Annotated in this window: 25 protein-coding genes; 8 read left to right on the top strand and 17 right to left on the bottom strand. The window is 57.2% G+C overall.

Going from position 1 to position 25599, the window contains the following annotated elements; translation table 11 throughout:
* Position 1: 1 nt before the first annotated feature.
* From mglA to MKZ79_RS00965, 6 genes are all read right to left on the bottom strand, one after another.
* Positions 2 to 1510, bottom strand: coding sequence for a galactose/methyl galactoside ABC transporter ATP-binding protein MglA (gene mglA, locus MKZ79_RS00990; RefSeq protein WP_442897113.1), 1509 nt, complete (start codon positions 1508 to 1510; stop codon positions 2 to 4).
* Positions 1511 to 1591: 81 nt separating this feature from the next.
* On the bottom strand, positions 1592 to 2584 hold the full coding sequence (mglB, locus tag MKZ79_RS00985) for a galactose/glucose ABC transporter substrate-binding protein MglB (protein WP_336139307.1): 993 nt from the start codon (positions 2582 to 2584) through the stop codon (positions 1592 to 1594).
* A gap of 141 nt (positions 2585 to 2725) precedes the next feature.
* Positions 2726 to 3766, bottom strand: a complete 1041-nt coding sequence (gene galS / locus MKZ79_RS00980; protein ID WP_336139303.1) for an HTH-type transcriptional regulator GalS — start codon at positions 3764 to 3766, stop codon at positions 2726 to 2728.
* Positions 3767 to 3921: 155 nt separating this feature from the next.
* Positions 3922 to 5067 (bottom strand): DUF418 domain-containing protein YeiB, encoded by a 1146-nt coding sequence (gene yeiB / locus MKZ79_RS00975; RefSeq protein ID WP_336139300.1) that lies wholly within the window; start codon positions 5065 to 5067, stop codon positions 3922 to 3924.
* A gap of 52 nt (positions 5068 to 5119) precedes the next feature.
* Positions 5120 to 5785 (bottom strand): GTP cyclohydrolase I FolE, encoded by a 666-nt coding sequence (gene folE, locus MKZ79_RS00970; RefSeq protein WP_336139299.1) that lies wholly within the window; start codon positions 5783 to 5785, stop codon positions 5120 to 5122.
* Between the two features lie 122 nt (positions 5786 to 5907).
* Positions 5908 to 7044, bottom strand: a complete 1137-nt coding sequence (locus MKZ79_RS00965) for a YbfB/YjiJ family MFS transporter (RefSeq protein WP_336139297.1) — start codon at positions 7042 to 7044, stop codon at positions 5908 to 5910.
* Positions 7045 to 7150: 106 nt separating this feature from the next.
* On the opposite strand from MKZ79_RS00965, the gene ptrR reads away from it, so the two are divergent.
* From ptrR to fghA, 3 genes are all read left to right on the top strand, one after another.
* Complete coding sequence (ptrR, locus tag MKZ79_RS00960) at positions 7151 to 8032, top strand: putrescine utilization regulator PtrR (protein WP_336139294.1); 882 nt, start codon at positions 7151 to 7153, stop codon at positions 8030 to 8032.
* Between the two features lie 75 nt (positions 8033 to 8107).
* Positions 8108 to 9229: an S-(hydroxymethyl)glutathione dehydrogenase/class III alcohol dehydrogenase gene (locus MKZ79_RS00955; protein ID WP_336139293.1), complete on the top strand. Its 1122-nt coding sequence runs from the start codon at positions 8108 to 8110 to the stop codon at positions 9227 to 9229.
* A 10-nt stretch (positions 9230 to 9239) separates the two neighbouring features.
* Complete coding sequence (gene fghA / locus MKZ79_RS00950; protein ID WP_336139292.1) at positions 9240 to 10082, top strand: S-formylglutathione hydrolase; 843 nt, start codon at positions 9240 to 9242, stop codon at positions 10080 to 10082.
* Positions 10083 to 10126: 44 nt separating this feature from the next.
* On the opposite strand, the gene MKZ79_RS00945 is transcribed toward fghA, so the two are convergent.
* From MKZ79_RS00945 to MKZ79_RS00920, 6 genes are all read right to left on the bottom strand, one after another.
* Complete coding sequence (locus MKZ79_RS00945; protein ID WP_336139291.1) at positions 10127 to 10768, bottom strand: hypothetical protein; 642 nt, start codon at positions 10766 to 10768, stop codon at positions 10127 to 10129.
* Positions 10769 to 10908: 140 nt separating this feature from the next.
* Positions 10909 to 11697 carry an ABC transporter ATP-binding protein gene (locus MKZ79_RS00940; RefSeq protein WP_336141320.1) on the bottom strand — a complete coding sequence of 263 codons (789 nt, stop codon included), beginning with the start codon at positions 11695 to 11697 and terminating at the stop codon, positions 10909 to 10911.
* On the bottom strand, positions 11694 to 12773 hold the full coding sequence (locus MKZ79_RS00935) for a FecCD family ABC transporter permease (RefSeq protein WP_336139290.1): 1080 nt from the start codon (positions 12771 to 12773) through the stop codon (positions 11694 to 11696). Before MKZ79_RS00935 ends, MKZ79_RS00940 begins: the two co-directional genes overlap by 4 nt.
* 175 nt (positions 12774 to 12948) lie before the next feature.
* Positions 12949 to 14415, bottom strand: a complete 1467-nt coding sequence (locus tag MKZ79_RS00930; protein ID WP_336139289.1) for an amino acid permease — start codon at positions 14413 to 14415, stop codon at positions 12949 to 12951.
* A 161-nt stretch (positions 14416 to 14576) separates the two neighbouring features.
* A complete protein-coding gene (gene yieE, locus MKZ79_RS00925) occupies positions 14577 to 15443 on the bottom strand; it encodes a DNA-binding transcriptional regulator YeiE (RefSeq protein ID WP_336139287.1) in 867 nt (288 codons plus the stop codon).
* A gap of 9 nt (positions 15444 to 15452) precedes the next feature.
* Positions 15453 to 15821, bottom strand: a complete 369-nt coding sequence (locus MKZ79_RS00920; protein ID WP_336139285.1) for a YkvA family protein — start codon at positions 15819 to 15821, stop codon at positions 15453 to 15455.
* Positions 15822 to 15929: 108 nt separating this feature from the next.
* Here MKZ79_RS00920 and MKZ79_RS00915 point away from each other — a divergent pair, with 108 nt between their 5' ends.
* Together MKZ79_RS00915 and nfo are read left to right on the top strand one after the other, a co-directional pair.
* Complete coding sequence (locus tag MKZ79_RS00915; protein ID WP_336139283.1) at positions 15930 to 16973, top strand: YeiH family protein; 1044 nt, start codon at positions 15930 to 15932, stop codon at positions 16971 to 16973.
* Positions 16974 to 17031: 58 nt separating this feature from the next.
* Positions 17032 to 17874, top strand: a complete 843-nt coding sequence (nfo, locus tag MKZ79_RS00910; RefSeq protein WP_336139281.1) for a deoxyribonuclease IV — start codon at positions 17032 to 17034, stop codon at positions 17872 to 17874.
* A 50-nt stretch (positions 17875 to 17924) separates the two neighbouring features.
* Here nfo and fruA read toward each other — a convergent pair whose 3' ends face one another.
* From fruA to MKZ79_RS00890, 4 genes are all read right to left on the bottom strand, one after another.
* Positions 17925 to 19625: a PTS fructose transporter subunit IIBC gene (gene fruA / locus MKZ79_RS00905; RefSeq protein WP_336139280.1), complete on the bottom strand. Its 1701-nt coding sequence runs from the start codon at positions 19623 to 19625 to the stop codon at positions 17925 to 17927.
* Positions 19626 to 19641: 16 nt separating this feature from the next.
* Positions 19642 to 20580 (bottom strand): 1-phosphofructokinase, encoded by a 939-nt coding sequence (gene fruK, locus MKZ79_RS00900; RefSeq protein WP_336139279.1) that lies wholly within the window; start codon positions 20578 to 20580, stop codon positions 19642 to 19644.
* Positions 20577 to 21710, bottom strand: a complete 1134-nt coding sequence (gene fruB / locus MKZ79_RS00895) for a fused PTS fructose transporter subunit IIA/HPr protein (protein ID WP_336139278.1) — start codon at positions 21708 to 21710, stop codon at positions 20577 to 20579. The genes fruK and fruB overlap by 4 nt, the downstream gene beginning before the upstream one ends.
* Positions 21711 to 21961: 251 nt before the next feature.
* Positions 21962 to 22219 carry a YkgJ family cysteine cluster protein gene (locus MKZ79_RS00890; protein ID WP_336139276.1) on the bottom strand — a complete coding sequence of 86 codons (258 nt, stop codon included), beginning with the start codon at positions 22217 to 22219 and terminating at the stop codon, positions 21962 to 21964.
* Positions 22220 to 22358: 139 nt separating this feature from the next.
* Here MKZ79_RS00890 and yeiP point away from each other — a divergent pair, with 139 nt between their 5' ends.
* Positions 22359 to 22931, top strand: coding sequence for an elongation factor P-like protein YeiP (yeiP, locus tag MKZ79_RS00885; RefSeq protein WP_253459914.1), 573 nt, complete (start codon positions 22359 to 22361; stop codon positions 22929 to 22931).
* Positions 22932 to 22987: 56 nt separating this feature from the next.
* Here the strand turns inward: yeiP and MKZ79_RS00880 are convergent, their stop codons facing one another.
* The gene (locus MKZ79_RS00880) at positions 22988 to 23272 is read right to left on the bottom strand and encodes a hypothetical protein (RefSeq protein ID WP_336139273.1); all 285 of its coding nucleotides are present in this window, start codon (positions 23270 to 23272) and stop codon (positions 22988 to 22990) included.
* 99 nt (positions 23273 to 23371) lie between these two features.
* Here MKZ79_RS00880 and MKZ79_RS00875 point away from each other — a divergent pair, with 99 nt between their 5' ends.
* Both MKZ79_RS00875 and MKZ79_RS00870 read left to right on the top strand, forming a co-directional pair.
* Positions 23372 to 24352 (top strand): CobW family GTP-binding protein, encoded by a 981-nt coding sequence (locus MKZ79_RS00875; RefSeq protein ID WP_336139271.1) that lies wholly within the window; start codon positions 23372 to 23374, stop codon positions 24350 to 24352.
* A gap of 38 nt (positions 24353 to 24390) precedes the next feature.
* Complete coding sequence (locus MKZ79_RS00870) at positions 24391 to 25098, top strand: phosphatase PAP2 family protein (RefSeq protein WP_336139269.1); 708 nt, start codon at positions 24391 to 24393, stop codon at positions 25096 to 25098.
* Positions 25099 to 25599 lie beyond the last annotated feature (501 nt).

Raw genomic sequence — 25599 nt, 5'->3', positions numbered from 1 at the left:
ATTAAAGGTGCTTCGATGCCAAACGTAATATTTCGTTTTGCGTGGTAGTTTTAGTGTCGACAATGCCCGCGACCATGCCGTTACTCATGACGAGGATCCTGTCGGTAATGCCCAGCAGCTCCGGCATTTCGGAAGAGATAATAATGATGCCCTTCTCTTTTTTCGCCAGATCGGAAATAAGCTGATAGATTTCAAACTTCGCGCCGACGTCGATACCGCGCGTTGGTTCGTCCAGCATTAATATTTCCGGCTGGGTTAGCAGCCAGCGGCCGATAATCACTTTTTGCTGGTTACCGCCCGACAGCGAACCAATGGATGTCGCATGGCCCGGCGTTTTTACCCGCATGGCGTCGATAACCCATTGGGTATCGCTTTTCATACGATTATTATCCAGCAGGCCGATCGAGTTTTTATATTTGCGAATATTCGAAATCAGCGAGTTAAAGCCAATATCGAGATAGGCGTAAATACCGGTGGCGCGCCGCTCTTCCGTCACCAGCGCAAAACCGTGGTTTATCGCTTCGTTGGCGGAGTTGTTATTGATTTTTTTGCCGTGCAGCTTGATGGTGCCGCCTGACTTTTCGCGGATGCCAAACAGCGTCTCGACGATATCGGTACGTTTGGCGCCCACCAGCCCGGCCACGCCCAGGATTTCGCCTTTGCGCAGGTCAAAGGAGATATCGCGGATAGAAGGCTGACGCAGCGAAGTCAGGTTACGCACTTCCAGAATGGTTTCACCCGGCACGTTGGTTTTATCCGGGAAGCGCTGGTTCAGCGAACGTCCCACCATCATGGCGATGATCTTATCCATGTCCAGCCCTTCCAGCGGCTGGGTGGCGATCCACTGACCGTCGCGCAAAATAGTAATCTCGTCGCAGAGCTGGAAGATCTCTTCCATTTTGTGAGAGATATAAACGATGCCGCAGCCGCGATCTTTTAATTTACGGATAATAGTGAACAGGTGGTTCACCTCTTTTTCCGTTAATGAAGAGGTCGGCTCATCCATAATGACGATTTTGGCGTCATAGGAGAACGCTTTGGCAATTTCGATCATCTGCATCTGCGAAACGGAAAGATTGATCACTTTGTCGCGCGGATCGATATCGATATCCAGCTCTTCAAAGATCGCTTTGGTATCGCGATACATTTTTTCCTGATCGACGAAAAAACCTTTGCGCGGATAACGTCCCAGCCACATGTTATCCATGACCGTGCGCTGTAATACCAGGTTTAATTCCTGATGCACCATAGAAACGCCGTTTTCCAGCGCCTCTTTGGAGCTTTTAAAATCGATCTCTTTGCCCTGAAAAAGAATGCTTCCCGTGTCTTTGCTGTAAATACCAAACAGGCATTTTAAAAGCGTCGATTTACCCGCGCCGTTTTCACCCATCAGCGCGTGAACCGAATGGGGACGGATTTTTAAATTAACGTTGTCTAACGCCTTTACGCCCGGAAAGGATTTGCTGACGTTAGTCATTTCCAGCAGATACTGCCCCTGATCGCTGCTCATAATTCTACCTGGCGGATCGTTTTACGATCGGGCCTGTCCAGCGACAGGCCCGGTAACGGGCGCGGCTGCGCCCGGAAAGCGTTATTTGCCAATCTGATTGAGATTGTCTTTATCGACCGGCACATAGGCGACGCGCACCACTTTGCCGTCCAGCTTATAGTTAGTGCCTTCGGTGGCTGGTTTGCCTGCCGCCAGGTTTTTCGCCATGTCAAAAGTGGCTTTAGCCTGATTTTCCGCATCGTTCAGCACGGTGCCGGCCATCGCGCCAGATTTCACCATTGCCAGCGCTTCCGGCAGCGCATCCACGCCGAACACCGGCACGGAAGATTTATTGTGCGCTTTCAGCGCTTCTACCGCGCCCATCGCCATCGCATCGTTGTTGGCGATAACCACTTCGATTTTGTTGCCATTCGGGCCGGAGAGCCACGCGTCCATCTTATCCTTCGCCTGCGCGGTATCCCACATGGCGGTATCCAGATGCAGCTGCTGCGTTTTCACGCCGTCCTGATTCAGTTTGTCGATCACATATTTGGTGCGCGCTTCGGCATCCGGATGGCCCGGCTCGCCTTTCAGCAGCACAAACTGCACTACGCCATCTTTGTTCAGATCCCAGTTTGCATTGGCTTTCCAGTGTTTCTCGATCAGCTCACCCTGCTTGACGCCGGACTCTTTAGAATCGGTGCCGACGTAATAGGCTTTGTCATAGCTGGCCAGCGCCTTAGCGGAGGGCTCTTTGTTGAAGAAGACGACCGGAATATCGTTGGCTTTCGCTTTGCTGATCACCACCGCAGCCGCAGCCGGGTCGACCAGGTTAATCGCCAGCGCCTTCACGCCCTTCGCGACCATAACGTCGACCTGATCGTTCTGCGTTGACTGGCTGTTCTGCGAGTCGTTCATCAGCAGCTGGATGCCGCTGCTGTTTTTCGCTTCTTTCTCAATATCCTTGCGCACCACGGACATAAAGTTGTCGTCGTATTTATAAATCGTCACGCCAATGCGGGTATCGGCCGCCTGCGCCGTCGCACCAAACATCATGCTGGCAACCAGGGCTGTGAGGGTGAATGCCTTCTTCATTGTTATCTCCGGTTCTGTGTAGGGTCGGTATGCGTGTGCATGCGGCCGGACCGTGTTCTTCTGGTTCTGTCCCGCCAGGCACGGCCATCTTAGTGAAGCAGATGTTAATTAACTGTGAACTTACTCACGGATTGAAAACGGTTACATGGCGGTATCGTTGCGGTTAGTGATCGCCGCCACACTTTGACAGACAGCAACGGAGTGACGCCGCACCAGCGTCGGCATGAAACAGTGCGTGGCCGATTCATCGAGCAGCCCTACTGCGCCTTTCAGCGCCAGTTCCGTGGCGAGTTTGGCCATAGATACAATGGGATAACGTACTGTGGTCAGTTGCGGATCGGTATAGCGCGAAACAGGAATATCGTCGAAGCCGATCACCGACAGCTGCTGCGGTACCGCAATGCCGTTGTCTTTTAGCGCGGTCAGCGCGCCGGCGGCCATGCTGTCGTTATAGGCGAACACCGCGCTGAGCTGCAAATTGCGGCCCAGCAGCTCTACCATCGCCGCTTCGCCGCCCTGCATATCCGGCTCGGCGCTGGCGATCCAGCTTTCGGCAGGCGTTATACCCTGTTCCGCCAGCGCCTGCTGCCAGCCCGTACGCCGCTGATCCCTGTCTTCTATCGCATGGCTGGAACCTAAAAAGCCGATGCGCCGATGGCCCTGCTGCTGCAGCATACGGGTCGCCATCAGCGCGCCGCTGACGTTGTCCAGGCAGACGCAGCGATGCGCATAGCCCGCCACAACACGGTTGACCAGCACCATACCCGGCACCTGATCCATCAGCGACGCCAGCTCTTCGTCCGCCAGCGCTTTGGCGTGTACGATTAGCGCGCCGCAGCGTTGCCGGATCAGCACTTCGATGGCGTGACGCTCTTTATCGGCCTGATGATAGGAATTGTTGATCAGTACATGCTTATGCATACGTTGCGCCACGGTGTCCACCGCTTTGACCAGCGCACCGAAAAAGGGGTCGGAGACGTCCATTACCACTACGCCAATGGTATCGCTGACCTGAGAAGCCAGCGCCTGCGCGTTGGCGTTAGGCCGATAGCCCAGCTGACCGACGATGCTCAGCACCCTTTCCCGCGTTTCCTGAGTGACCGCTGCGCTATGGTTGAGCACGCGCGATACCGTCGCCACCGACACGCCAGCCTCACGGGCTACATCGCGAATGGTGATCATGGCTGAGCGCCTGTGGAAGATAAGGTTTGCATAGCCCTCCCGGATGGATTGATTGCGGAGGCTATTCTGACAAAGGGCGTCGCGACGCTGCGTGAATCAGGTCACAGGGATGAAAACGGTTACATGTGTTTCCGTCACATTTGTGACGGCTATCATTACCGCTGCGGCTCGCCGCCGCCAAAACGGGTAAGAATGCGCCAGATATGTTCGACCGGGCCCTGACGGAAATAGCGCAGCCACAGCAGGGAGAAAAGAATGTTACAGAGCCAGATCGCGGGCACGACAGCCAGCAGCTGCAGCCGGTCAAGTTGATTAAACCAGCCAAAGTGATTAAACAGCGTGGTGCAGAGCAACGTTTGCAGCAGATAGTTGCTCAGCGCCATCCGCCCTACACTGCTGACGGCGCGCGTGATTTTAAGGGGCGCCAGCACGGGCCAGAAGCCAAAACAGAGTGCGGCGTAGCCTGTCGCCTGTAGCGGCGCGCTTAGCTCGCGCGGCAGCTGCAGCCAGAAGGCGCTGGGATAAAATGCCCAGCCGGCTCGCCACTGCAGACAGATGCCCGGAATTTCAATCGCCGCCGCCGCCAGCAGCAGGATCAACGCCGCGCGCCGATAATGTGCCAGGCTCCAGCGGCCCTGCAGCCAGCCGCTGCGCATCAGCGCGCCGCCAATCAGCATCATACCGGCCAGCTGCCAGCCATACTGCGCCGCCAGCGACAGCAGCCCTGACGAGAGCAGATCCAGACGGTTGCGCATCGCCTGCCAGCCGCCGTGCGTTCGCCAGAAAGTCTCATACTGAATGTCCGCCGCGCCCGGCAGCCAGGAGTTGTTCGGCTGATGACCCGACAGCAGGCCAAATATCACCAGCACGCCGCAGCCCAGCGCATAAAGCGTCACGCCGGTATTAAACAGCTGCCGCGTCGAAGCGACGTCGCGGATCATTCGCCAGGCCACCAGCCCAATCAGCCCGTAATCCAGCAGAATATCGCCTTCCCAAAACAGCAGACAGTGCAGAAAGCCGAACAGCACCAGCCAGCTCAGCCGCGCCTGTAGCCAGCTTTTACCTCGGGAAAGCAGCAGCTGCAGGCCGCCGCCAAACAGCAACGCAAACAGCGCCAGAAATTTAAGCTGGGCGAAGAAATCGACCAGCGCCCAGCTCCAGGCGTCGCGCGCCGTTACGCTGCCCTGCCAGGCAGGATTCAGATAGGCGGCGCCAGGCAGGCCGAAGGCGTTGATGTTAAGCAGCAGGATCCCCAGAATGGCGATGCCCCGAATAAAATCCAGCGTCTGAATACGAGGCATCGGCGAGATCCTGAGCGTAACGCGCGGCGGCGAAAGTCAGCCGCCTGAAAGGTTAATTGTGGCGAACGGCGCGCAAAAATTCCTGGCGCGTGTTCTGGCTGGATTTGAACAGGCCGCCCAGCGAAGTGGTGGTCGTGGCGCTGGTGGCGTCGCGAATGCCGCGCGCTTTCACGCAGTAGTGTACTGCGTCGATAGAAACCGCGACGTTATTGGTGCCGAGCAGCGTCTGCAGCGCGATCAGGACCTGCTGGGTCAGACGTTCCTGCACCTGTGGACGCGAAGAGAAAAACTGCACGATGCGGTTAATCTTCGACAGGCCGATCACCTTGTCTTTAGGGATATAGGCTACCGTCGCCTTGCCGTCGATAATCACAAAATGGTGTTCGCAGGTGCTGGTCAGCGTGATATCACGCACCGTCACCATTTCATCCACCTTCATTTTGTTTTCAATCAGGGTGATTTTCGGGAAGTTGGCGTAGTCCAGACCGGAGAAAACCTCATTCACATACATTTTCGCGATGCGGTGCGGCGTCTCCATCAGGCTGTCATCTTCTAAATCCAGATTGAGCAGCTGCATAACTTCAGTCATATGACCGGCGATCAGCCGTCTGCGGGTTTCGTCATCCATATCACGCGCAGGCGAGCGTAGTGGGGTTTCCAGTCCACGTGCGAGCAGCGCTTCGTGAACAAGTGTGGCTTCCTGACTTAACGTAGCCATGGCGATTTTTTCTCCAGCAGATGTGACGCCAGTCCGACGGGACCGGTACAATTTCAGAGGCGGTATTTTGGTACACAACGCGACGTTAATCCAGTAATCAATCCAATTGGCCTGAATCGGCTTTACGTCGCGGCGGTATCGCGTCGCCAGACCAGCGTGCCGGCCAGCAGCAGACTCGCGCCCGCCACATACAGCGCTGGCTCCAGTCGATGGCTTAGCGTAGTGGACAGCGCGGAAACCAGCGGCCCTGTCAGCTGCCCTACGGCGTAGCCGGTGGTTAACAGACCCGCCATATAGCGGCTGTGCAGCGGCGCCATTTCGCGGGCGTACTGCAGCGAAAGATAGACCAGGTTCAGAAAAGGCATGCCCATCAGCACCGAACCCACGATCAGCCCGCTCAGACCCGGCACCAGCGCAGCGCAAAAAACGCCCAGCGCCTGCGTCCACAGATTCAGCGCCAGCCGCGTATTGGTGCAACCGAAACGCCGCAGCAGAATGCCCAGCCCCACGCCCAGCACCGCCGTCCCGCCGAAAACAGGCCAGACAAACTGGGCAAAGGCGCTGTCGGGAAAGCGTGCGGTCGCCATCTGCGACATAAAGGTGGCTGGAATAATGTAACCGAAGCCGGCCAGGCTGTAGCTCCAGACCAGCTTTTTCAGCCCTGATGTCAGCAACAGCGGCTCCGGCGCCGTTTCGGGACGATGCAGCTCGCCTTTGCGCGGCAGAAAACGCAGGATGGGTAACACTAAAATCAGCGCCAGCACGCCATAAGCGCACCAGGCCTGTGCGGCGCTGACCTGCTGCGCGTGCAGGAAAACCGCCAGCAGCCCGCTGAGGAAAATCCCCGCGCCCGGCCCGGCAAACACTGCGGCGCTTAAGCCGGGACGGCCATACTTATGCAGCCGATCGTTGCTCCATGCCGCCACCAGCACCATTGTCCAGCCGCTGGCCCAGCCAATCACAAAGCGCACCAGGCCATGCAGCCAGGCGTCGGAGACGCAGGCGGAAAGCAGCGTCAGCATCACCGCGCCGCCGATACCCGCTTTCAGTTTCGCTTCCACCCGCGTGGTGGTACGCATCGCATGCCACGAGCCGCAAAGGTAGCCCAGATAGTTAAAGGCCGCGACCACCGCCGCGCTGGTCAGCGTCAGCTGCCCGTCGGCAATCATCAGCGGCACCTGAGGCGTAAAGGTAAACCGTCCAATGCCCATCGCCACGATCAGCGCAATAAACGCGCTCAGCGCTACTCGTCCCGCCATGCTTTGTTCCTTCTGCTGTCATGAAAGTGTTGCAGCCAGTCTGCATCATGGATAGACTTACAAAAAGTGAATAATAGTGATCAACTTGCTTACGAAAAGAGAATAAATGGATCTGACCCAGCTTAAGATGTTCTGCGCGGTGGCCGAAACCGGTTCGCTGGCGCGCGCCGCTGAGCAGCTGCATCGCGTGCCGTCCAATTTGACCACCAGGCTGCGCCAGCTGGAGCAGGAAACGGGCATCGATCTCTTTATTCGTGAAAAGCAGCGCCTGCGGCTTTCCCCGATGGGCCACAACTTTCTTTGCTATGCGCAGCGCATTCTGGCGCTCAGCGAAGAGGCGCTGGCGATGACCCATAACGGCGAACCGGGCGGCGCCTTCGCGTTAGGCTCAATGGAGAGCACCGCGGCGGTTCATCTGCCCTCTTTGCTGGCGTCCTATCACCAGCGCTACCCCGAGGTCGCGCTGTCACTGATTACCGGCACCTCCGGCGAAATTATCGAGCAGGTACGCAAAGGCACCCTGGCGGCGGCGCTGGCGGAAGGCCCGGTAGTGGCGGACGAGCTGAACAGCTGTAAGGCTTTCGCCGAACGTATGGTGCTGATCAGCAACCTGAGGCACGCGCCGATTACTCATCCTGCCGATGCCGCTGGCGATACGCTGTTTGCCTTTCGTCCCGGCTGCTCTTATCGCCTGCGGCTGGAAAACTGGTTTCGTCAGGGCGGCGTTTCGCCCGGTCAGTTTATGGAGATTCAGTCTTACCACGCCATGCTGGCCTGCGTGGCCAGCGGCGCTGGCGTGGCGATACTGCCGGAGTCGGTGCTGGCGAAGATAGCCGATCCCGGTCAGGTACAGCGGCACGAGCTGCCAGCCGAAATCAGCGCTACCGCCACTTATCTGGTCTGGCGTCGTGACGCCTTCACGCCCAACGTCAAGGCGCTGAAGTATCTGATTATAGAGCAATCGCCGGATGACGAAATTCAGCCATAATTAATGGGTTTACGCGGCTTCGGGCCGCTCGCCCCACCCGTGCCGAAAGGCACCCTTATAAGGAATAAAACCGATATGCAGATGATCAAAACTCGCGCCGCTGTTGCCTGGGCCGCCGGCGAGCCGTTGAAAATTGAAGAAGTGGATCTGATGCCGCCGCAGAAAGGCGAAGTGCTGGTGCGCATTGTGGCCACCGGCGTCTGCCACACGGATGCTTATACGCTTTCCGGCAAGGATCCTGAAGGCGTTTTCCCGGCAATTCTGGGCCATGAAGGCGGCGGCATCGTCGAAGCGGTTGGCGAAGGCGTGACCAGCGTGGCGGTCGGCGATCACGTTATCCCGCTTTACACGCCGGAGTGCGGCAAATGTAAATTCTGTCTTTCCGGCAAAACCAACCTCTGCCAGGCGATTCGCGCTACTCAGGGCAAAGGCTTGATGCCGGACGGCACCACGCGCTTCTTTAAAGACGGCAAACCGATTTTCCACTATATGGGGACGTCGACCTTCTCTGAATACACCGTGATCCCGGAAATCTCGCTGGCGAAAATCAGCAAGGAAGCGCCGCTGGAAGAAGTTTGCCTGCTGGGCTGCGGCGTCACTACCGGTATGGGCGCGGTGATGAACACGGCGAAGGTCAAAGAAGGCGACACCGTGGCGATCTTCGGCCTGGGCGGCATTGGCCTTTCCGCGATTATCGGCGCGAAAATGGCGAAAGCGGGCCGCATTATCGGTATCGATCTCAACACCAGCAAGTTCGATCTGGCCAGAAAGCTGGGCGCCACCGATCTGGTTAACCCGAAAGATTACGATAAGCCGATTCAGGACGTTATCGTGGAAATGACCGACGGCGGCGTCGATTTCTCCTTTGAGTGCATCGGCAACGTGAACGTGATGCGCTCGGCGCTGGAGTGCTGCCACAAAGGCTGGGGCGAGTCGGTGATTATCGGCGTAGCGGGCGCGGGCGAAGAGATTTCCACCCGTCCATTCCAGCTGGTGACCGGTCGCGTCTGGCGTGGTTCCGCTTTCGGCGGCGTAAAAGGCCGTTCCGAGCTGCCGGGCATCGTACAGCGCTATCTGGACGGCGAGTTCCAGCTTAACGATTTCATTACCCACAATATGCCGCTGGAAGAGATTAACGACGCGTTTGACCTGATGCACGAAGGGAAATCGATTCGTTCCGTGGTGCACTTTAAATAAGGAGACAGGGATGACCTCCAGCCTGGAGCTACTTGAAGAACACCGCATGTTTGGCGGCTGGCAGCAGCGCTATCGCCATCTGTCGGCCACGCTGAACTGCTCGATGACCTTCAGCATTTTTCTGCCCGGTCCGAAAAGCGATGAGCCGCCGCCGGTGCTGTGGTTTCTGGCCGGCCTGACCTGCAGCGACGAGAATTTCTCAACCAAGTCGGGCGCGCAGCGCGTAGCGGCGGAGTTGGGTCTGGTGCTGGTGATGCCGGATACCAGCCCGCGCGGCGAGGTTGTTCCGAATGACGAAGCTTACGATCTGGGCCAGGGCGCAGGATTTTATCTGAACGCCACGCAGGCGCCGTGGGATGCGCATTTCCGCATGTATGACTACCTGACCGAAGAGCTGCCCGCGCTTATCGCCGGCAACTTCAACGTCAGCGATCGTCAGGCGATTATGGGCCATTCCATGGGCGGTCACGGCGCGCTGATGCTGGCGTTGCGTAACCCGCAGCGTTTCGTCTCGGCCTCTGCTTTCGCGCCGATCGTCAATCCTTCACAGGTACCGTGGGGCGAAAAGGCCTTTACGGCCTATCTGGGCGAGGATCGCAGCCTGTGGGAAGCCTGGGACAGCTGCTCGCTGCTGCTGCAGGCGACGCAACCGCTGCCGATGCTGCTGGATCAGGGCGACAGCGACCAGTTTCTCGCCGATCAGCTGCGTCCGGAAAGGCTGGAGGCCATCGCTCAGGAGAAAGGTTATCCGCTGACCGTGCGCATTCAGCCTGGCTACGATCACAGCTACTACTTTATCGCCAGCTTTGTGGAAGACCATCTGCGCTTTCACGCTAAGTATCTGCTGGGATAAAACTAAGGCCGGGATTTCCCGGCCTTTCACTGGTCTTTATTGCATTAAAGGCTGGTATCAGCAACCGGAAGCGGCAATTTTGAAATAATAGCCAGGCGGTGCTGATAATGCCTCAGATCTCCCCACAGCCACTGCTCATAATGCCCGACATCGTCGTCAGATTTAATCTCATTCAGCTCGCAGCTAATCATATCGTAAGCGTAGACTTTCAGCCCATAAGCCAGCGCGTCATACATCCTGGCCTGCCAGAAAGCGATACCATCGTAGGTCTGATTCATATCAGAGATAATGACGTCGTAATACTTAAGCAGATAGCCTAAAAAGATTTCGCCTGCCAGTTCGTGTAGCTCTTTACGATGCTTCGGCTTCTGCGTTCGCCATACCAGCACCTGCGTTACAGGGCGACAATTTAAAAAAACGTCTGGTTGAATCACCACACGATTGTAGTAAGCGACATCTTCTGAAACATCGTTGATCAAGGCCAGTTCAAAGTGCTCTTGCGTTATTTTACCCGCCAGACGGCCATCGACACGGACAAGACGGTAGCCAGGAGAAAGCGTAAGTCCGGTCAGCTGAATCTCTTTGCCGTTCGCCAGCGCAGAGTAGAGCACGACATTATCCTTGCTTTCGTTCAGATGCGCGAAGACCTCGTTGACTTTTGCGGCGTTGATTAATCTTGCTGGCATCGCTTCTCCCTCCTGTGACGAGTACAAATAGTGTACAGAAGCAAAAACGGGATAGCAATTTGCGACCGTGCCGCTGGCGGCTGTTATAAACGTCAAAAGCCGGGATTTCCCGGCCTTTTATCGTGGTACACAACTCCGCGCTAGCAAACTGGTTCGCTGACCAGACCGTCAATCAGCACCTGAGGTGTGCCCTGCGAGCAGCGCTCGATACGGCCGCGTACGCCATAGACCTTTGCCAGGCTTTCCGGCGTGATCACCTCTTCCGGCAGACCGTCCGCAATCAGCCCGCCGTCTTGCAGCATCAAGACATGCTGACCGTGACGCAGAGCGATATTGATATCGTGCACCACCACGACGGTAACGATATTGCGCTTGCTGGTTTCGCGACGTACCAGATCCATCACGTGGAACTGATAGTTTAAATCCAGCGCGCTAAGCGGCTCGTCCAGCAGCAGCAGCTCCGGACGGCGGATCAGCGACTGCGCCAGCCCTACCAGCTGCTTTTGCCCGCCGGAAAGCTGATCGAGATAGCTCAGCGCCAGATGCGCGATGCCGAGTCTTTCCAGTAGCGCCATCACTTCCGCTTCGCCTGCCGCACTGCTGCGGCCGCCAGAAGCGCGCTGGGCGACGATAATAGATTCGAGCACGTGCAGATGTACGCCGGCAGGCAGCGACTGCGGCAGGTAAACCACCTTTTCCGCACGTTTCGCGAAGGGCTGGCTCAGCAATTCGGTGCCGTTCAGCCACAGCTCGCCCTGCGCCTGATTGAGGCCGGCAATCGAACGCAGCAGCGTTGATTTACCACAGCCGTTTGGCCCCAGCAGCACGGTAATTTTACCGCGCGGCAGCAGCGGCACGTTCAGATCGCTGATAATTTTACGTTTCGGATAGCCGGCATGAAAGCTGCTGATTTTTAAGCCATCCATCAGACGTTCCCCCGATGACGCAGAATAATACTCAGGAAGAAAGGTACGCCAACCAGCGACGTCACTATGCCCACGGGAATAATCACGCCAGGCACCAGATTTTTGGAAACCACCGACGCCATCGACAGCACCAGCGCGCCGGTCAGCGCGCTGGCCGGCAGATAGAAGCGGTGATCTTCACCGAAAATCAGGCGAGCGATATGCGGCGCCACCAGGCCGATAAAGCCGATTGGCCCGACGAAAGCCACCGCCAGCGCGGAGAGAATACTGATACGCAGCAGCGTGCCAAGGCGCAGGCGACGCACGTCGATGCCGAAGCTGATGGCGCGATCTTCGCCCAGGCGCAGCGCGGTCAGCTTCCAGGAACTCATCATGGAAAACGGCAGAATAACCAGCAGCGCCAGCGTCAGCACGCCCAGCTTCTCCCAGGAAGCGCGCGCCAGGCTGCCCATCGTCCAGAACACCAGGCCCTGCAAGGTATCTTCGCTGGCGATAAACTGCATCATGGAAACCAGCGCGTTAAAGGTAAAAACCAGCGCGATGCCGAACAGCACTACGCCGGAAGTCGCCACGCGCGTCCAGCGGGTGACGCCGTCCAGCATCAGCGCCGCCAGCAGCGCGAAAATAAAGGCGTTAGCGGAGATAAACCACTGATCCGGAATACCCGGCAGGCCGATGCCCAGTACGATAGCTAAAGCGGCGCCGAAAGCGGCGGCGGAAGAGACGCCCAGCGTAAACGGGCTGGCGAGCGGGTTATTCAGGATGGTCTGCATTTCCGCGCCGGCAAGCCCCAGCGCCAGCCCCACTACCACCGCCATCAGCGCATAAGGCAGACGAATATCCCAGACGATTACACGTGAACCGGCATCCACGCTCGCAGGCGAGATCAGCGTTTGCCACAGGGTTTCCAGCGACAGGCCAGACGGCCCCAGCGTAAAGTCAAACAGCAGCGAAGCGAGGATGGCCAGCACCAGTACGCCCATAAAAAACAGGCGGCGACGCAGCAGATAATGATATCGATCCATCGCGCCTGCATGCTGTTGCATACCGCAGCGGTCGGGGTTGTGGGTCACGCTCATGATTTCTACCTGTGATTGAATTTGCGAAACGCTTCTCGCAAACCCTGCAAAATTAGCAAAGCGAAAAACTTACGGCGCTAACAATAAAGGAAATGATAATAGTTATCAATCATATGTGTAACGGAGTGTGTCAGGGGAGAAAGGCGCGGAGACCGCGCCTTACAGGGAGTGGCGATTACTTGATTTTCGGAAACTGCATTTCGCTGTATTTCACAAAGCGCGTGCCTTTGGTCAGCTTGTAGCCGAACCAGATAATCAGGAACAGCGGAATGCCGATATAGGTCGCCGCCGCGCCGTACCAGTCGATGCGATCCGCCAGAAACGCCTGGTAGTTCTGCCCCAGCGTAATAATCAGGCAGAGCACAAAGGCGAAGATTGGCCCCAGCGGGAAGAACTTCGAGCGATAAGGCAGATCCTTGATGTCATGGCCCTGCGCCACATAGCCGCGACGGAAACGGTAATGGCTGATCGCAATTCCCAGCCAGGCGATAAAGCCCGTCATGCCGGAGGTGTTCAGCAGCCACAGATAAACCGTCTGGTTGCCGAACATAGAGGTCAGGAAGCAGAGCGCGGCGACGACCGTGGTGGCATACAGCGCGTTGCGCGGCACGCCGCCTTTGGAGAGTTTGCCAAAAATCGCTGGCGCCTTACCTTCACGCGCCAGCGTAAACAGCATGCGAGTCGAAGCGTACATGCCCGAGTTGCCTGCCGACAGAATGGCGGTCAGGATCACGGCGTTCATAATCGCCGCCGCCGACAGCAGTCCGGCATGTTTGAACACCAGCGTGAACGGGCTGACGCTGATATCCTTCACGTCGTTGCGCAGCAGGCTGGGATCGGTATAAGGAATGATCAGGCTGATCACCAGGATTGCCAGGATATAGAACAGCAGAATACGCCAGAAGACCTGACGAACCGAGCGCGGAATATTTTTGGCCGGATCTTCCGATTCGCCCGCGGCGATGCCGATCAGTTCGGTTCCCTGGAAAGAGAAGCCGGCGATCATCGCTACGCCGATCATCGCGGCGAAGCCGCCGGAGAAAGGCGCGTCGCCGATTTGCCAGTTCTGCCAACCCGCGACCGGCGCGTCGCCGCGCAGGATGCCCAGGATCATCATCACGCCCACTACGATAAAAATCACCACAGTGACCACTTTGATCAGGGAGAACCAGTATTCTGCCTCACCAAAGCCCTTTACCGAAATGTAGTTGAGCAGAAAGATGGCGCCCAGGAAGATTACGCTCCAGATCCAGCCGGGCGTGTCGGGGAACCAGTAGGTCATGACCAGCTGCGCCGCCACCAGTTCGATAGCCACGGTCACCGCCCAGTTGTACCAGTAGTTCCAGCCCAGCGCGAAGCCGAAACCTTCCTCAACGAAGTTGGAGCCATAGGTGGAAAAGGAACCGGATACCGGCATAAAGGCCGCCAGTTCGCCGAGGCTGGTCATCAGGAAGTAGACCATCAGGCCGATTAAAGCATAGGAGAGTAGCGCGCCGCCCGGCCCCGCCTGGGAGATGGTTGCGCCGGAAGCGACGAAAAGTCCGGTGCCGATCGAGCCGCCGATGGCGATCATCGTCAGGTGACGCGCTTTTAGTTTGCGCTGTAATTCAGGCTGTTGTGTTGTTTTTGTGTCATGATCCATTGGTAAATGCTGTGCTCTGGCTAAAATGAGGCGCGATTGTAACAAACTCCTCCGTCAGAAGAAGTAATTCAGCGACGTTATAAGATAGCTTCATGATCCGTCAGGAATTATTAGCGCCCCGTAAAAGAGTCTTTCCGATTGCCGCGCTGGCGCGCTTCCTGTTATTCAGCGCAGTAGCTTAAAAAGCGCAGCAGTGCTTTCGACAGATGTTTTTGACGGTGATGAACGCGATACAGAGTGCGCTTGAGCTTTGGCAGCGGAATGGGCACCTCTCGCAGCGTTCCGGCAGCCAGCTGCTCGGCGATCACCCGGCGCGACAGGCAGCTGATGCCCATGCCGTGGCGAACGGCGTGTTTAATCGCCTCGGAGTTACCCAGCTCCAGCGCCAGGCTGAACTGCGGCAGATGGGAAAGCAGTAAATAGTCGACAATTTCACGAGTGCCGGAGCCGTGCTCGCGCAGGATCCACGGCGCGGCCGCCAGGGCTTCCAGCGTGACGGGCTGGCGAAAAATAGCCGCGTCCGCAGCGGCGAACACTACCAGCTCATCCTCCAGCCAGGGCTCGCCGATCAGCTCGCTGACGTGGCACGGTCCTTCAATAAACCCAACGTCCACGCGAAAATCGACCACGGCGTTAATCACGTCCTGGCTGTTACCGACGCTCAGCTCCAGCGGCAGATCGGGGAAATCACGCCGCCAGCCAGCGATCATGCCCGGCAGCATATAGTTGCCGATGGTGCTGCTGGCGTAGACCCGCAGCGCGCCGCTATCTTCCCGAAACAGCTGTTCAATCTCCGTGGCCTGTTCCAGCAGCGCGACCACACGCGGATAAAGCAGCCTGCCGTGCTCGTTGACCATCAGCCGCTTTCCCGGCCGGTCAAATAGCTGTACGCCAAGCTGATTTTCCAGATCCGCCAGCGCCGCGCTGACCGCCGACTGCGACAGCGCCAGCACCTGCGACGCCTGGGTGGTCGAACCGCTTTTCAGCACTTCGGCAAAGACTTCAAGCTGCCTTAAGGTGATATGCATTATTTTTCCTTACCTGGCGTACCAGAGCGCCAGCCCGATAACAATCATCAGCCACAGCAGCAGGATCATTCCCATGCGACGACCTGTTTTTCTTTTTGCCTGGGTGGCGGCGATGCGCCGCTGGCTCTCCAGCCGCACCTCCTCTGGCAGCAGACGCAGCAGCAGCATCATGCCGACAGGCACGATAGCGGCGTCGTCCAGAAGTCCCACCACCGGAATAAAATCCGGGATCAGATCGATCGGGCTGAAGGCGTAAACCGCCAGACCCACGGCTATGCCTTTCTGCCAGAGCGGCGTGCGCGGGTCGCGACAGGCATACCAGAGCGTGACGCCGTTTTTGCGCATCAGGCTCGCCCATTTTCTGAATCGTCTGAACATCCTGCCCTCTCTTATATCACTTATTCCGGTTAATTATAAATATATAAACAATTTCTCCTTTAAGCCAGGCTGCGTCATGCTGCGCAAGTCTTCTGGAGGAACCTGACTATGGCCGAACTTTCCTTTACGCCTTCACTTTCAACGCCGCTGCGTTATGCCGCGGGTCTGACGCTGACGCTGTTGCTGGCCGCCGTCGCGGGCTGGCTCGGCAGTCAGCCTGCCGTTGCGGCCAGCGGACTGGGCAGCCTGACGCTGGCGATGCTGGCCGGTATTGTCGTAGGCAATACCTTTTATAGCAGGCTGGCCTGGCGCTGCGACGCCGGCGTGCTTTTCGCTAAACAGAAACTGCTGCGGCTTGGGATCGTGCTGTACGGTTTTCGTCTGACCGTTCAGCAAATCACCGCTATCGGGCTGAGCGGCGTGCTGACCGATCTGCTGACGCTGGCCTCCACCTTTCTGCTGGCGTGCTGGCTGGGTCGCCGCGTGCTGGGGTTAGATCGCGATACCGCCTGGCTGATTGGCGCCGGCAGCAGCATCTGCGGCGCGGCGGCAATTATGGCCACGGAACCGGTGATTAAAGCGGAGCCGCAAAAAGTCGCCGTCGCGGTAGCTACCGTTGTGCTGTTCGGCACGCTCGGCATTTTTCTTTACCCGCTGCTGTGGCGCGAAATCGGCACAACGCTGCTGAATATGACGCCCACGCAATGGGGCATTTTTACCGGCTCCACGCTACATGAAGTTGCGCAGGTTGTCGCGGCGGGTCACGCCATCGGCCCGGAAGCGGAGAACGCCGCGGTGATCGCCAAAATGTTGCGGGTAATGATGCTGGCGCCTTTTCTGCTGCTGCTGAGCCGCTTTGGTGGCGCTGGCCACGCTGGCGGCGGCGTAAGTTTTCCCTGGTTCGCGCTGGGCTTTATCGGCGTGGCGCTGTTTAATTCGCTGCATCTGTTGCCGCAACCGTATGTCGCTGTTCTGAACGCGGTGGATAATTTTTTACTGGCTGTCGCAATGACCGCGCTGGGCATAACCACGAAATTCAGCCTGCTGAAGCAGGCGGGACTCAAGCCTTTGCTGCTGGGCCTGCTGCTGTTTGTCTGGCTACTGGCGGGCGGCGGCGCAATTAACCTGGCGATCCAACATTTGCTGGCATAATTTCGCGCCGTTTCCGGTTATGATGGCCCGCTTCAGAAGAACAGACAGGAGAGCAGGCATGAAATATATCGGCGCCCACGTCAGCGCGTCCGGCGGCGTGGATCAGGCGGTGCTGCGCGCCCATGAAATCGAGGCGACGGCCTTTGCGCTTTTTACCAAAAATCAGCGCCAGTGGCGCGCGGCGCCGCTCGGCAAAGAGGTGATTTCCGCCTTTCGCAACGCCTGCGAGAAATACAACTACAGCGCCGCGCAGATCCTGCCGCACGACAGTTTTCTGATTAACCTGGGCCATCCGCTGGAGGAGGCGCTGGAGAAATCACGCGTCGCCTTTATCGACGAGCTGCAGCGCTGCGACCAGCTGGGCCTGACGCTGTTGAATTTCCATCCGGGCAGCCATCTGCAGCAGATTGACGAAGAAACCTGCCTGAAGCGTATCGCCGAATCGGTCAATATCGCGCTGGATAAGACGCAAAACGTTACGGCGGTGATTGAAAACACCGCTGGCCAGGGCAGCAACCTGGGCTTTCGCTTCGAGCATCTGGCGGCGATTATTGATGGCGTGGAGGATAAATCACGCGTCGGCGTCTGTATTGATACCTGCCACGCTTTCGCGGGCGGTTACGATCTGCGTACCGAAGAAGATTGCGTAAAAACGTTTGAAGAATTTGAGCGCATCGTGGGCTTTAAGTATCTGCGCGGTATGCACCTGAACGACGCGAAAAGCGCATTTGCCAGCCGCGTCGATCGTCACCACAGTCTCGGCGAAGGCAATATCGGCAAAACGGTGTTCAGTTGGTTGATGAAGGACAGCCGTTTCGACCATATCCCATTAATTCTGGAAACCGTCAATCCCGATATCTGGAAAGATGAAATCGCCTGGCTCAAGTCGGAACAGAACTGACAGACGAAAAAAAAGCGCGGTCGCCCGCGCTTTTTATCACTCTACCGCACTCAGGCTTTAGCCATTTCCGCTTCCGGGCGCTTCAGCACCGCGTAAGAGAGGCCGGCCACCAGCGTACCGGCGATAATCGCCAGCAGATAGCCCAGCACCGGCGTAATCGCGCCTGGGATCAGCAGCACAAACAGGCCGCCGTGCGGCGCCATCAGTTTCGCGCCTACCCACATTGAGATTGCGCCTGTCAGCGCGCCGCCAATGATACAGCATGGCAGCACTCGCATCGGATCGCGGGCCGCGAACGGGATAGCGCCTTCGGAAATAAAGCACAGTCCCAGTACCAGCGCCGCTTTACCGCCTTCCTGCTGACCTTTGTTGAACTTCCTGCGCGCAACCAGCGTCGCCAGACCCATCGCCAGCGGCGGCACCATGCCGCCAGCCATAATAGCGGCCATCGGCGCATAGGTTTGCGAACTGAGCAGGCCGACACCAAAAGCGTAAGCCACTTTGTTCACCGGGCCACCCATATCGGTACACATCATGCCGCCCAGCACCGCGCCCAGCAGCACGGCGTTGCCGGTGCCCATATTGCTCAGCCAGTGAGTCAGCCCTTCCATGATTTTTGCAACCGGGCCACCCACCACATAGATCATCAGCAGGCCGGTGATCAGGCTGGCGACCAGCGGAATTATCAGGATCGGTTTCAGCGCCTCCATACTCTGCGGCAGCCTGAGTTTAGAACTGATAAATTTCGCGGCGTAACCGGCGATGAAACCGGCGATGATGCCGCCCAGGAAGCCAGCGTTGATGGTACTGGCCAGCCAGCCGCCGATCAGACCCGGCGTCAGGCCCGGACGGTCGGCAATCGAGAAGGCGATAAAGCCTGCCAGCACCGGCACCATCAGCTTAAAGGCGCTGCCGCCGCCGATCTCCATCAGCGCTGCCGCCAGCGTACCCTGCTCTTTAAAAGCGGTAATACCGAAGGCGAAGGAAAGCGCAATGCTTAAGCCGCCCGCTACCACCATCGGCAGCATATAGGAAACGCCGGTCAACAGGTGACGATAGGCGCCCGCGCTCTCTTTTTTCTCGCCCTGCGCCGCTGGCTGGCCGCCGCCCTGCGGCTGATAAGGTTTAGCCTGCGCCAGCGCTTTATCAAACTCCTGCGCGGTTTTCTTTAGCGCCAGTCCGGTAGAGGTACGGTACATCGGCTTACCGGCGAACTTCGCCAGATCGACTTCAATATCCGCCGCCACGATAACCAGATCGGCTTCCGCCACTTCTTCCGGCGTGATGGCATTGCCCGCGCCTACGGAGCCGCGCGTTTCTACCTTCACCCACCAGCCGCGTTTTTTCGCTTCGGCGTCAATGGCTTCCGCCGCCATAAAGGTATGTGCCACGCCGGTCGGACAGGCGGTCACCGCCACGATACGTTTTGGCCCGCTGGCGACCACGTCGGCGGCGCTGTTTGCCACTGCCGGTTTGGCTACGGCCGTCCAGGCTTTCGCCTCGGTTTGCGCTTTGTCCAGCTCCACATCCGGCTGGCGCAGCAGCCGTTCAGCCGTGGTCTGGTAAACGGCTTTGCCTGTCAAATCGCTATTCGCAGGCGGCATTTCGCCCACGAGGATAATCTGCCCGGCTTCCGCCAGGTTTTCCGTCAGCGTCAGCCCTTTCGCGGCTGCGGCCGCTCTGGTGATATTTTTTGCCAGATGGCTGGTAGCCAGCCCCAGCGAAGGATCAAGTATCAGCAGCGTTTTCATTATGCCTCTCCTGCTGTCAGTTAAAGGGTTTCAGGTCGACGCGCGCCATCATCGCGGCCAACTGGGTACGATCGGTAATGCCCACGTTGCTCTGGCTTACCGCCAGGGCTGCCACGGCGGTGGCCAGACGCAGGGTATGCTCGCTGGATTCACGCATCAGCAGGCCGTAAATCAGCCCGCCAACCATCGAATCTCCCGCACCCACGGTACTCACCACCTCACAGGCTGGCGGTTTGGCGATCCATTCGCCTGAAGCGTTAACCCACAGCGCGCCTTCTGCACCCAGCGAAATCACCACGTGGGCGATCCCCTGTTCGCGCAGCGCATGCGCCGCCTCAATCACATCCTGCAGGGTCGGCAGCTTGCGCCCGGCCCAGATTTCCAGCTCGCGCCGGTTTGGCTTCACCAGCCAGGGCGCGGCTTTCAGGCCGGCCACCAGCGCTTCGCGGCTGCTGTCGAAAATAATGCATGGACAATGCGTGCGCAGCGCGCTCATCCACTCCGTAAAGGCTTCAGGTTTGACGCCTGCCGGCAGACTGCCGCTGACGCAAACCATATCGAACTGACCCAGCCAGCTCAGCGAGTCGGCCGTGAAACGCTCCCAGTCCTGCGGCGTTACATCGAAGCCGGAGAAGTTAAGATCGGTAACTTCGCCATCTTTCTCCGTCAGCTTGACGTTGATGCGGGTACGGCCTTCCACTACCTGAAAACGGTTGGCGATGCCCAGCTCGCTGAACAGATGCTGAAAGCCGTCCTGGTTCTCTTTGCCTAAAAAGCCGCCGACGGTGACATCGATGCCCAGATCCTTCAGCACTTTGGCGACGTTAATGCCTTTGCCAGCGGCGTGAAGTCCGGTGGTTTTTACCAGGTTAACTTCGCCGCGCTCAACTTCTGGCGTGTAGCCCACTAAATCGTAGGCCGGGTTCAGCGTAATAGTTGCTACGCGTCTGCTCATGCCGCCCCCTCGCCCAGACCGGCGTTGATTGCCTCGCCGATCGCATCCAGCGCCGCGCGGGCATCTTCGCCGCTGGCGGTGAAGCGCAGGCGGTGGCCTTTTTTCACGCCCAGCGCCACCACTTTCATCAGGCTGCGGCCGTTGGCCGGTTTGCCGCTACCGTCAAGGTTGGTCACCGTAACGTCGCAGTTAAATTTCTTGATAACGCTAACCAGCGCCGTGCCCGGACGAGCATGCAGGCCATGTTCGTTGCGGATAGTGAACTCTTCCGTCAGCACGTCGGCCTGCTCGGAAACTTCGCTGGTCAGCAGCGCCAGAATGCCCGCCGCATCAGCGCTCAGCAGGCGCTCCGCCTTCTGTTTAATCAACAGATCGCTTAAGTAGTTCAGCACGTTCAGCGGCTGCTCGTCGGCCACCGCAACGGTGACCAGCAGCGCGGCTTTTTCGCCATCGACATCAAAAGGCGTCGCGCTGCGGCTTACGGCGACGGCGCTGCCCAGGTTGCCCTCGGCGCTGTCGCTCAGCCAGACGCCCTGCCCCAGGTTCAGCGGACGCGAGGCGATGACGCGGCTGACAAAGCTGGCGTCAACCGCGCCAGCCTGCTGCAGGCGACCCGCGTTCAGCGCCTGCAGGGTGATCAGATCGCTGGCCGCCACGTCGACGGTGATCAGCGAAGTGTCGAATTTGAATTCCGTTCCCTGTTTTTCGCCCATCAGCAGGCTACGCAGCGTCTCTGCGGAGTCGGTGTTTTTCAGCTGTTCCGCTACGCTGTCGTCGCTCAGGACGTGCGTCAGCTGGCGCAGCAGCGTCAGGTGCTCGTCCGATTTAGCGGCGATGCCAATAGCGACATAAACGGTCTGATCTTCACCCCAGGCGATGCCCTGCGGGAACTGGAAAACCTGCACGCCGGTTTTCAGTACCAGATCGCGCGTATCGGTTGTGCCGTGGGGAATCGCGATGCCGTTGCCGAGATAGGTCGAGGTTTGCTGTTCGCGGGCCAGCATGCCGTTGACATACCCTTCGCCCACATTGCCGGCCGAGGTCAACGCAGCCGCTACCTGACGGATAGCCTCTTCTTTATCTCCGGCCCTGGCGCCGGGATGAATTGCATTCAGTTCAAGCTGGAACATAGTTCTCCTCACTGCTTCATTGAATCGTTTCAGCTACAGGGCCGGGAAACGGCCCCTCAGGCCGCTAACTGTCTGTGCCGACAACGCTGAAACGTTTCAATGATTTTGGCCCCGATCCGGCCTTTCTGGCAAGTTTTAACGCCAACGAGGTAGCAGATTTTTGAAGCGACGCACACTTCGCCTTTTCCTTTCAGAAAAAACGCGCCTTCTGCTGACAAATGGCTGATGCTTTACTTTCCACCAACAGCTGATTAACAGCTCGCCGTTTGCTGTTCCAGATCCAGCAGCCAGACCATCGCCTCTTCCCGACTGTCGCGGCACATTTCCGCATCCGGTTTCAGACTGGCACAAACGGCGGGCCGCAGTGGAGAAGTAAAAATTTTGCAGCGCTGCTGCTCGTCCAGCTGAACACAGGGCGTATTGGCCGGCTTGCCGTAGGGCATGCCGGGTATAGGCGTTGAGATGGAAGGCGCGGTGCAGCAGGCGCCGCAGGCAGCTCGACATTGCATGGGGGATCCTCTGATTGAAAGCGCGACAATAGCAGGCGCGTCCGGGGAATACTATGTCACGTTCAGCACTTGCCTGGAGGCTTCAGCAAGAGTAAGTTGTCGCGATGCTTTCCACCGCTTCTTTTACCGGAATAACCCAATGCCAAGAGCAAACGAAATTAAAAAAGGCATGGCCGTCAGTCACAACGGCAAACTGCTGTTAGTTAAAGATATTGATGTACAAAGTCCCAGCGCGCGCGGCGCTTCCACCCTTTATAAAATGCGCTTTACCGATATCCGTACCGGCATGAAGGTCGAAGAGCGCTTCAAGGGTGACGATATTCTGGAGGCGATTTCGTTAAGCCGTCGTCAGGTCACCTTCTCTTATGTGGATGGCGACGAATATGTCTTTATGGATGACGAAGACTATACCCCTTACGTCTTTAAAAAAGATCAGATCGAAGAGGAGCTGCTGTTTATTCCGGAAGGCGGCATTCCGGGCATTCAGGTGCTGACGATGGATGGCCAAATCCTTGCGCTGGAGCTGCCGCAAACGCTGGATATGGAGATTATCGAAACCACGCCAGGCATTAAAGGCGCATCCGCCAGCGCTCGCACCAAGCCAGCGACGATGAGCACGGGTCTGGTGATTCAGGTGCCGGAATATCTTAGCAGCGGCGAACGCATCCGCATTCATATCGCCGAACGCCGCTATATGGGTCGCGCAGACTAACTGCGCGTCGGCGGCAATCGCAGGATGCCTCGCCAGGAATGTTATGTTATAACAATTTACTTGTAGTTGACGGTCAATACGCCGTGTCGTCTCTCGCTGTCCAGCCAGTTGACATCAGTATAAGCAGTATTGTCCGTCGGCATTTCTTCTATGCGCAGCGAAACGGGGGCTGCCGTAACCTGATCGTCGCGGTAGTTCTGAGCGTCGGCCTGCTGCTCCGGATCGCCCTCAACGGTAACCGCACCGGAAAATGAAATGATCCCTGTACTGGCGGATTGTGTAGCAAGCGCGCATCCTGGCACGGCGAGAAAAAACATCAGCGCGAATTTCATACTGCTCATATTTACCTCATTAGTAACTTCCTGGTTATTAATATAGTCGGCAACGCTTACTGGTGCTTCGAGTCCGCATTACCATCCATGACCGTTAAGGAGAATACTATGACCAGAGTTAATCTTATTACTGGTTTTTTAGGCAGTGGTAAAACCACCACGCTACTCCATCTGCTCGCGCAAAAACCGCAGAAAGAGAAATGGGCGGTGCTGGTTAATGAATTCGGCGAAGTCGGCATAGATGGCGCGCTGCTGGCGGAGAGCGGTGCGATACTAAAAGAAATTCCGGGCGGCTGCATGTGCTGCGTTAACGGCCTGCCGATGCAGGTCGGACTGAATATGCTGTTAAAACAGGCCAGACCTGATCGTCTGCTAATTGAACCGACCGGTTTAGGCCACCCTAAGCAGATCCTCGATCTGCTCTCCGCCGATGTTTATCAGCCCTGGCTGACGCTGGACGCCACGCTTTGCCTGCTCGACCCGCGCCAGCTGAAAGAAGCCCGTGTAACGGAGAATGAAAATTTTCGCGATCAGCTGGCGGCGGCCGATATTATTGTCGCCAATAAAGAAGATCGCTGGGATGAAGCCACGCTTGCCGCTCTGCAACGCTGGCGCGAGCAGGATGAGCTGCAGCGTCCCGTCATCCCTGCCCGCTTCGGCCAGATCGCTGGTGAGCTGCTGACGCGACCACGGCTGAATCAGCGGCCGCTGCCGCAGGCGACGCATCATCACGCCAGACCCGCTTCGCATCTGGCGGCGCTGGCGCCCGTGCAGAACACCCGCTGGCGGCGTTCGCTTAATCAGGGCCAGGGCTATTACTCATGCGGATGGGTATTTGATGCGGACACCGTCTTCGATACGGTCGGTTTGCTGGAGTGGGCGCGACTCTCTCCGGTCAGTCGGGTTAAAGGCGTGATGCGTATTCCTGAAGGTCTGCTGAGCGTAAATCGTCAGGGCGAAGATTTTAATATCGAAACTCGTCAGACCCTGCCGCCAGACAGCAGGATCGAAATTATTCACGAAGAAGAAGCTGACTGGAACAGCCTGCAGGCATCTTTGTTGAAACTTCGTTTAACCCCTGTTGTATAATGTACGCCATCACTTCTTCTTAACTTAATATCAATAAAATGCGAGCTAATCGTTTACTCACTATCCTGGTGCTTAATGCACTGGGACTGGCGCTGTTTTTTTCCTGGTATCTGCCGGAAAACCACGGCGCCTGGTTTACGCTGGATAAAAACCTGTTTTACTGGTTTAACGAGCGTCTGGTCACTAATAAAGCGCTATTGTGGCTGGTGGCCATCACTAACTTCCGTCCTTTTGACGCAGTATCTCTGTTGGCGATGGGCGCGCTTTACTACAGCTTCTGGCGGCGCGAGACGCCTCAGGGACGCAGACGGCTGTTCGCCATTGGCGTCACTATGTTACTGACGGCGGTAGTGCTGAATCAGCTCGGCCATCTGATTCCGGTTTCACACCCAAGCCCGACGAAGTTTTTCCCGGACGTTAACCATGTGACGACGCTAACCGGCATTCCAACCAAAGACGCCTCTTCCGACAGCTTCCCTGGCGACCACGGTATGATGCTAATGATTTTCGCCTGCTTTATGCTGCGCTATTTTGGCCGCCGCGCGTTTTTAATCGCCGTAGCGATCGTGCTGATATTCGCCACGCCGCGCATTATGATTGGCGCGCACTGGTTTACCGATGTGGCGGTGGGCTCGCTCTCTGTCGTGCTGACGGGCATGAGCTGGTGGTTAATTACGCCAGGCAGCGACTGGCTGGTGAACGCGCTATATCGCTATTTACCAGGAAAATATAAGCCAGCTAATTAATTGCGCGGCTTTTTATTGCGCAAAAAACAGAGCGAAAGATCTTTACATCCCTTTTCGCTCTGTTTTTTTATGCGATGTAAATCACAAAATCCCACTTTATGCAAAAGCCAGCCTTATGACTTGCGGCCAGCAGAATCCACTGGCCGCAGAAAATAATTATCATTATTAAACTAATTCACAGCCGAATCGCCTTTTTTAACGCTTTTTTTACTCAGACGCCCTCAGGTTTTCGCCTTTTCCGCCGATAAAGTGGCCATGTTGCGACCTCACTGTTTCTTATCATAAAAACCTGTAAAAAAGTCGGTAAAACCCCTCGCCACCGCGCTGTTAATCGGGTAATCTCATTTCCGATTAGGACAAAGCTGTAAGATATTTCCATTATTTACATTTTAAACTGTGCACTTTCGCACATTTTGAATTTTGTGAAATTGTCTTGCGCGCCTGCGCTAATTACTCTCGTTCCGTTTCGCATAGCTAGCGACTTTTGTCGTTAAGGACTTC

It is taken from the genome of Erwinia sp. CGal63, from assembly GCF_037026505.1.
In the GTDB taxonomy this organism is placed as follows: Bacteria; Pseudomonadota; Gammaproteobacteria; order Enterobacterales; family Enterobacteriaceae; genus Erwinia.
Note: the sequence above shows the minus strand (reverse complement) of the source record. Positions and strands in the feature narration are given on the sequence as shown.

Bases quoted from the DNA above. Each gene is read 5' to 3' on its own strand.
- MKZ79_RS00870 (WP_336139269.1), top strand. From the start codon at position 24,391: ATGCGAGCTAATCGTTTACTCACTATCCTGGTGCTTAATGCACTGGGA.
- MKZ79_RS00955 (WP_336139293.1), top strand. From the start codon at position 8,108: ATGCAGATGATCAAAACTCGCGCCGCTGTTGCCTGGGCCGCCGGCGAG.
- fruA (WP_336139280.1), bottom strand. From the start codon at position 19,625: ATGAAAACGCTGCTGATACTTGATCCTTCGCTGGGGCTGGCTACCAGC.
- mglB (WP_336139307.1), bottom strand. From the start codon at position 2,584: ATGAAGAAGGCATTCACCCTCACAGCCCTGGTTGCCAGCATGATGTTT.
- yeiP (WP_253459914.1), top strand. From the start codon at position 22,359: ATGCCAAGAGCAAACGAAATTAAAAAAGGCATGGCCGTCAGTCACAAC.
- MKZ79_RS00935 (WP_336139290.1), bottom strand. From the start codon at position 12,773: ATGAGCGTGACCCACAACCCCGACCGCTGCGGTATGCAACAGCATGCA.
- fghA (WP_336139292.1), top strand. From the start codon at position 9,240: ATGACCTCCAGCCTGGAGCTACTTGAAGAACACCGCATGTTTGGCGGC.
- MKZ79_RS00880 (WP_336139273.1), bottom strand. From the start codon at position 23,272: ATGAGCAGTATGAAATTCGCGCTGATGTTTTTTCTCGCCGTGCCAGGA.
- mglA (WP_442897113.1), bottom strand. From the start codon at position 1,510: ATGAGCAGCGATCAGGGGCAGTATCTGCTGGAAATGACTAACGTCAGC.
- MKZ79_RS00890 (WP_336139276.1), bottom strand. From the start codon at position 22,219: ATGCAATGTCGAGCTGCCTGCGGCGCCTGCTGCACCGCGCCTTCCATC.
- MKZ79_RS00915 (WP_336139283.1), top strand. From the start codon at position 15,930: ATGGCCGAACTTTCCTTTACGCCTTCACTTTCAACGCCGCTGCGTTAT.
- galS (WP_336139303.1), bottom strand. From the start codon at position 3,766: ATGATCACCATTCGCGATGTAGCCCGTGAGGCTGGCGTGTCGGTGGCG.
- yeiB (WP_336139300.1), bottom strand. From the start codon at position 5,067: ATGCCTCGTATTCAGACGCTGGATTTTATTCGGGGCATCGCCATTCTG.
- folE (WP_336139299.1), bottom strand. From the start codon at position 5,785: ATGGCTACGTTAAGTCAGGAAGCCACACTTGTTCACGAAGCGCTGCTC.
- MKZ79_RS00945 (WP_336139291.1), bottom strand. From the start codon at position 10,768: ATGCCAGCAAGATTAATCAACGCCGCAAAAGTCAACGAGGTCTTCGCG.
- MKZ79_RS00920 (WP_336139285.1), bottom strand. From the start codon at position 15,821: ATGTTCAGACGATTCAGAAAATGGGCGAGCCTGATGCGCAAAAACGGC.
- yieE (WP_336139287.1), bottom strand. From the start codon at position 15,443: ATGCATATCACCTTAAGGCAGCTTGAAGTCTTTGCCGAAGTGCTGAAA.
- nfo (WP_336139281.1), top strand. From the start codon at position 17,032: ATGAAATATATCGGCGCCCACGTCAGCGCGTCCGGCGGCGTGGATCAG.
- MKZ79_RS00965 (WP_336139297.1), bottom strand. From the start codon at position 7,044: ATGGCGGGACGAGTAGCGCTGAGCGCGTTTATTGCGCTGATCGTGGCG.
- ptrR (WP_336139294.1), top strand. From the start codon at position 7,151: ATGGATCTGACCCAGCTTAAGATGTTCTGCGCGGTGGCCGAAACCGGT.
- MKZ79_RS00875 (WP_336139271.1), top strand. From the start codon at position 23,372: ATGACCAGAGTTAATCTTATTACTGGTTTTTTAGGCAGTGGTAAAACC.
- fruB (WP_336139278.1), bottom strand. From the start codon at position 21,710: ATGTTCCAGCTTGAACTGAATGCAATTCATCCCGGCGCCAGGGCCGGA.
- fruK (WP_336139279.1), bottom strand. From the start codon at position 20,580: ATGAGCAGACGCGTAGCAACTATTACGCTGAACCCGGCCTACGATTTA.
- MKZ79_RS00930 (WP_336139289.1), bottom strand. From the start codon at position 14,415: ATGGATCATGACACAAAAACAACACAACAGCCTGAATTACAGCGCAAA.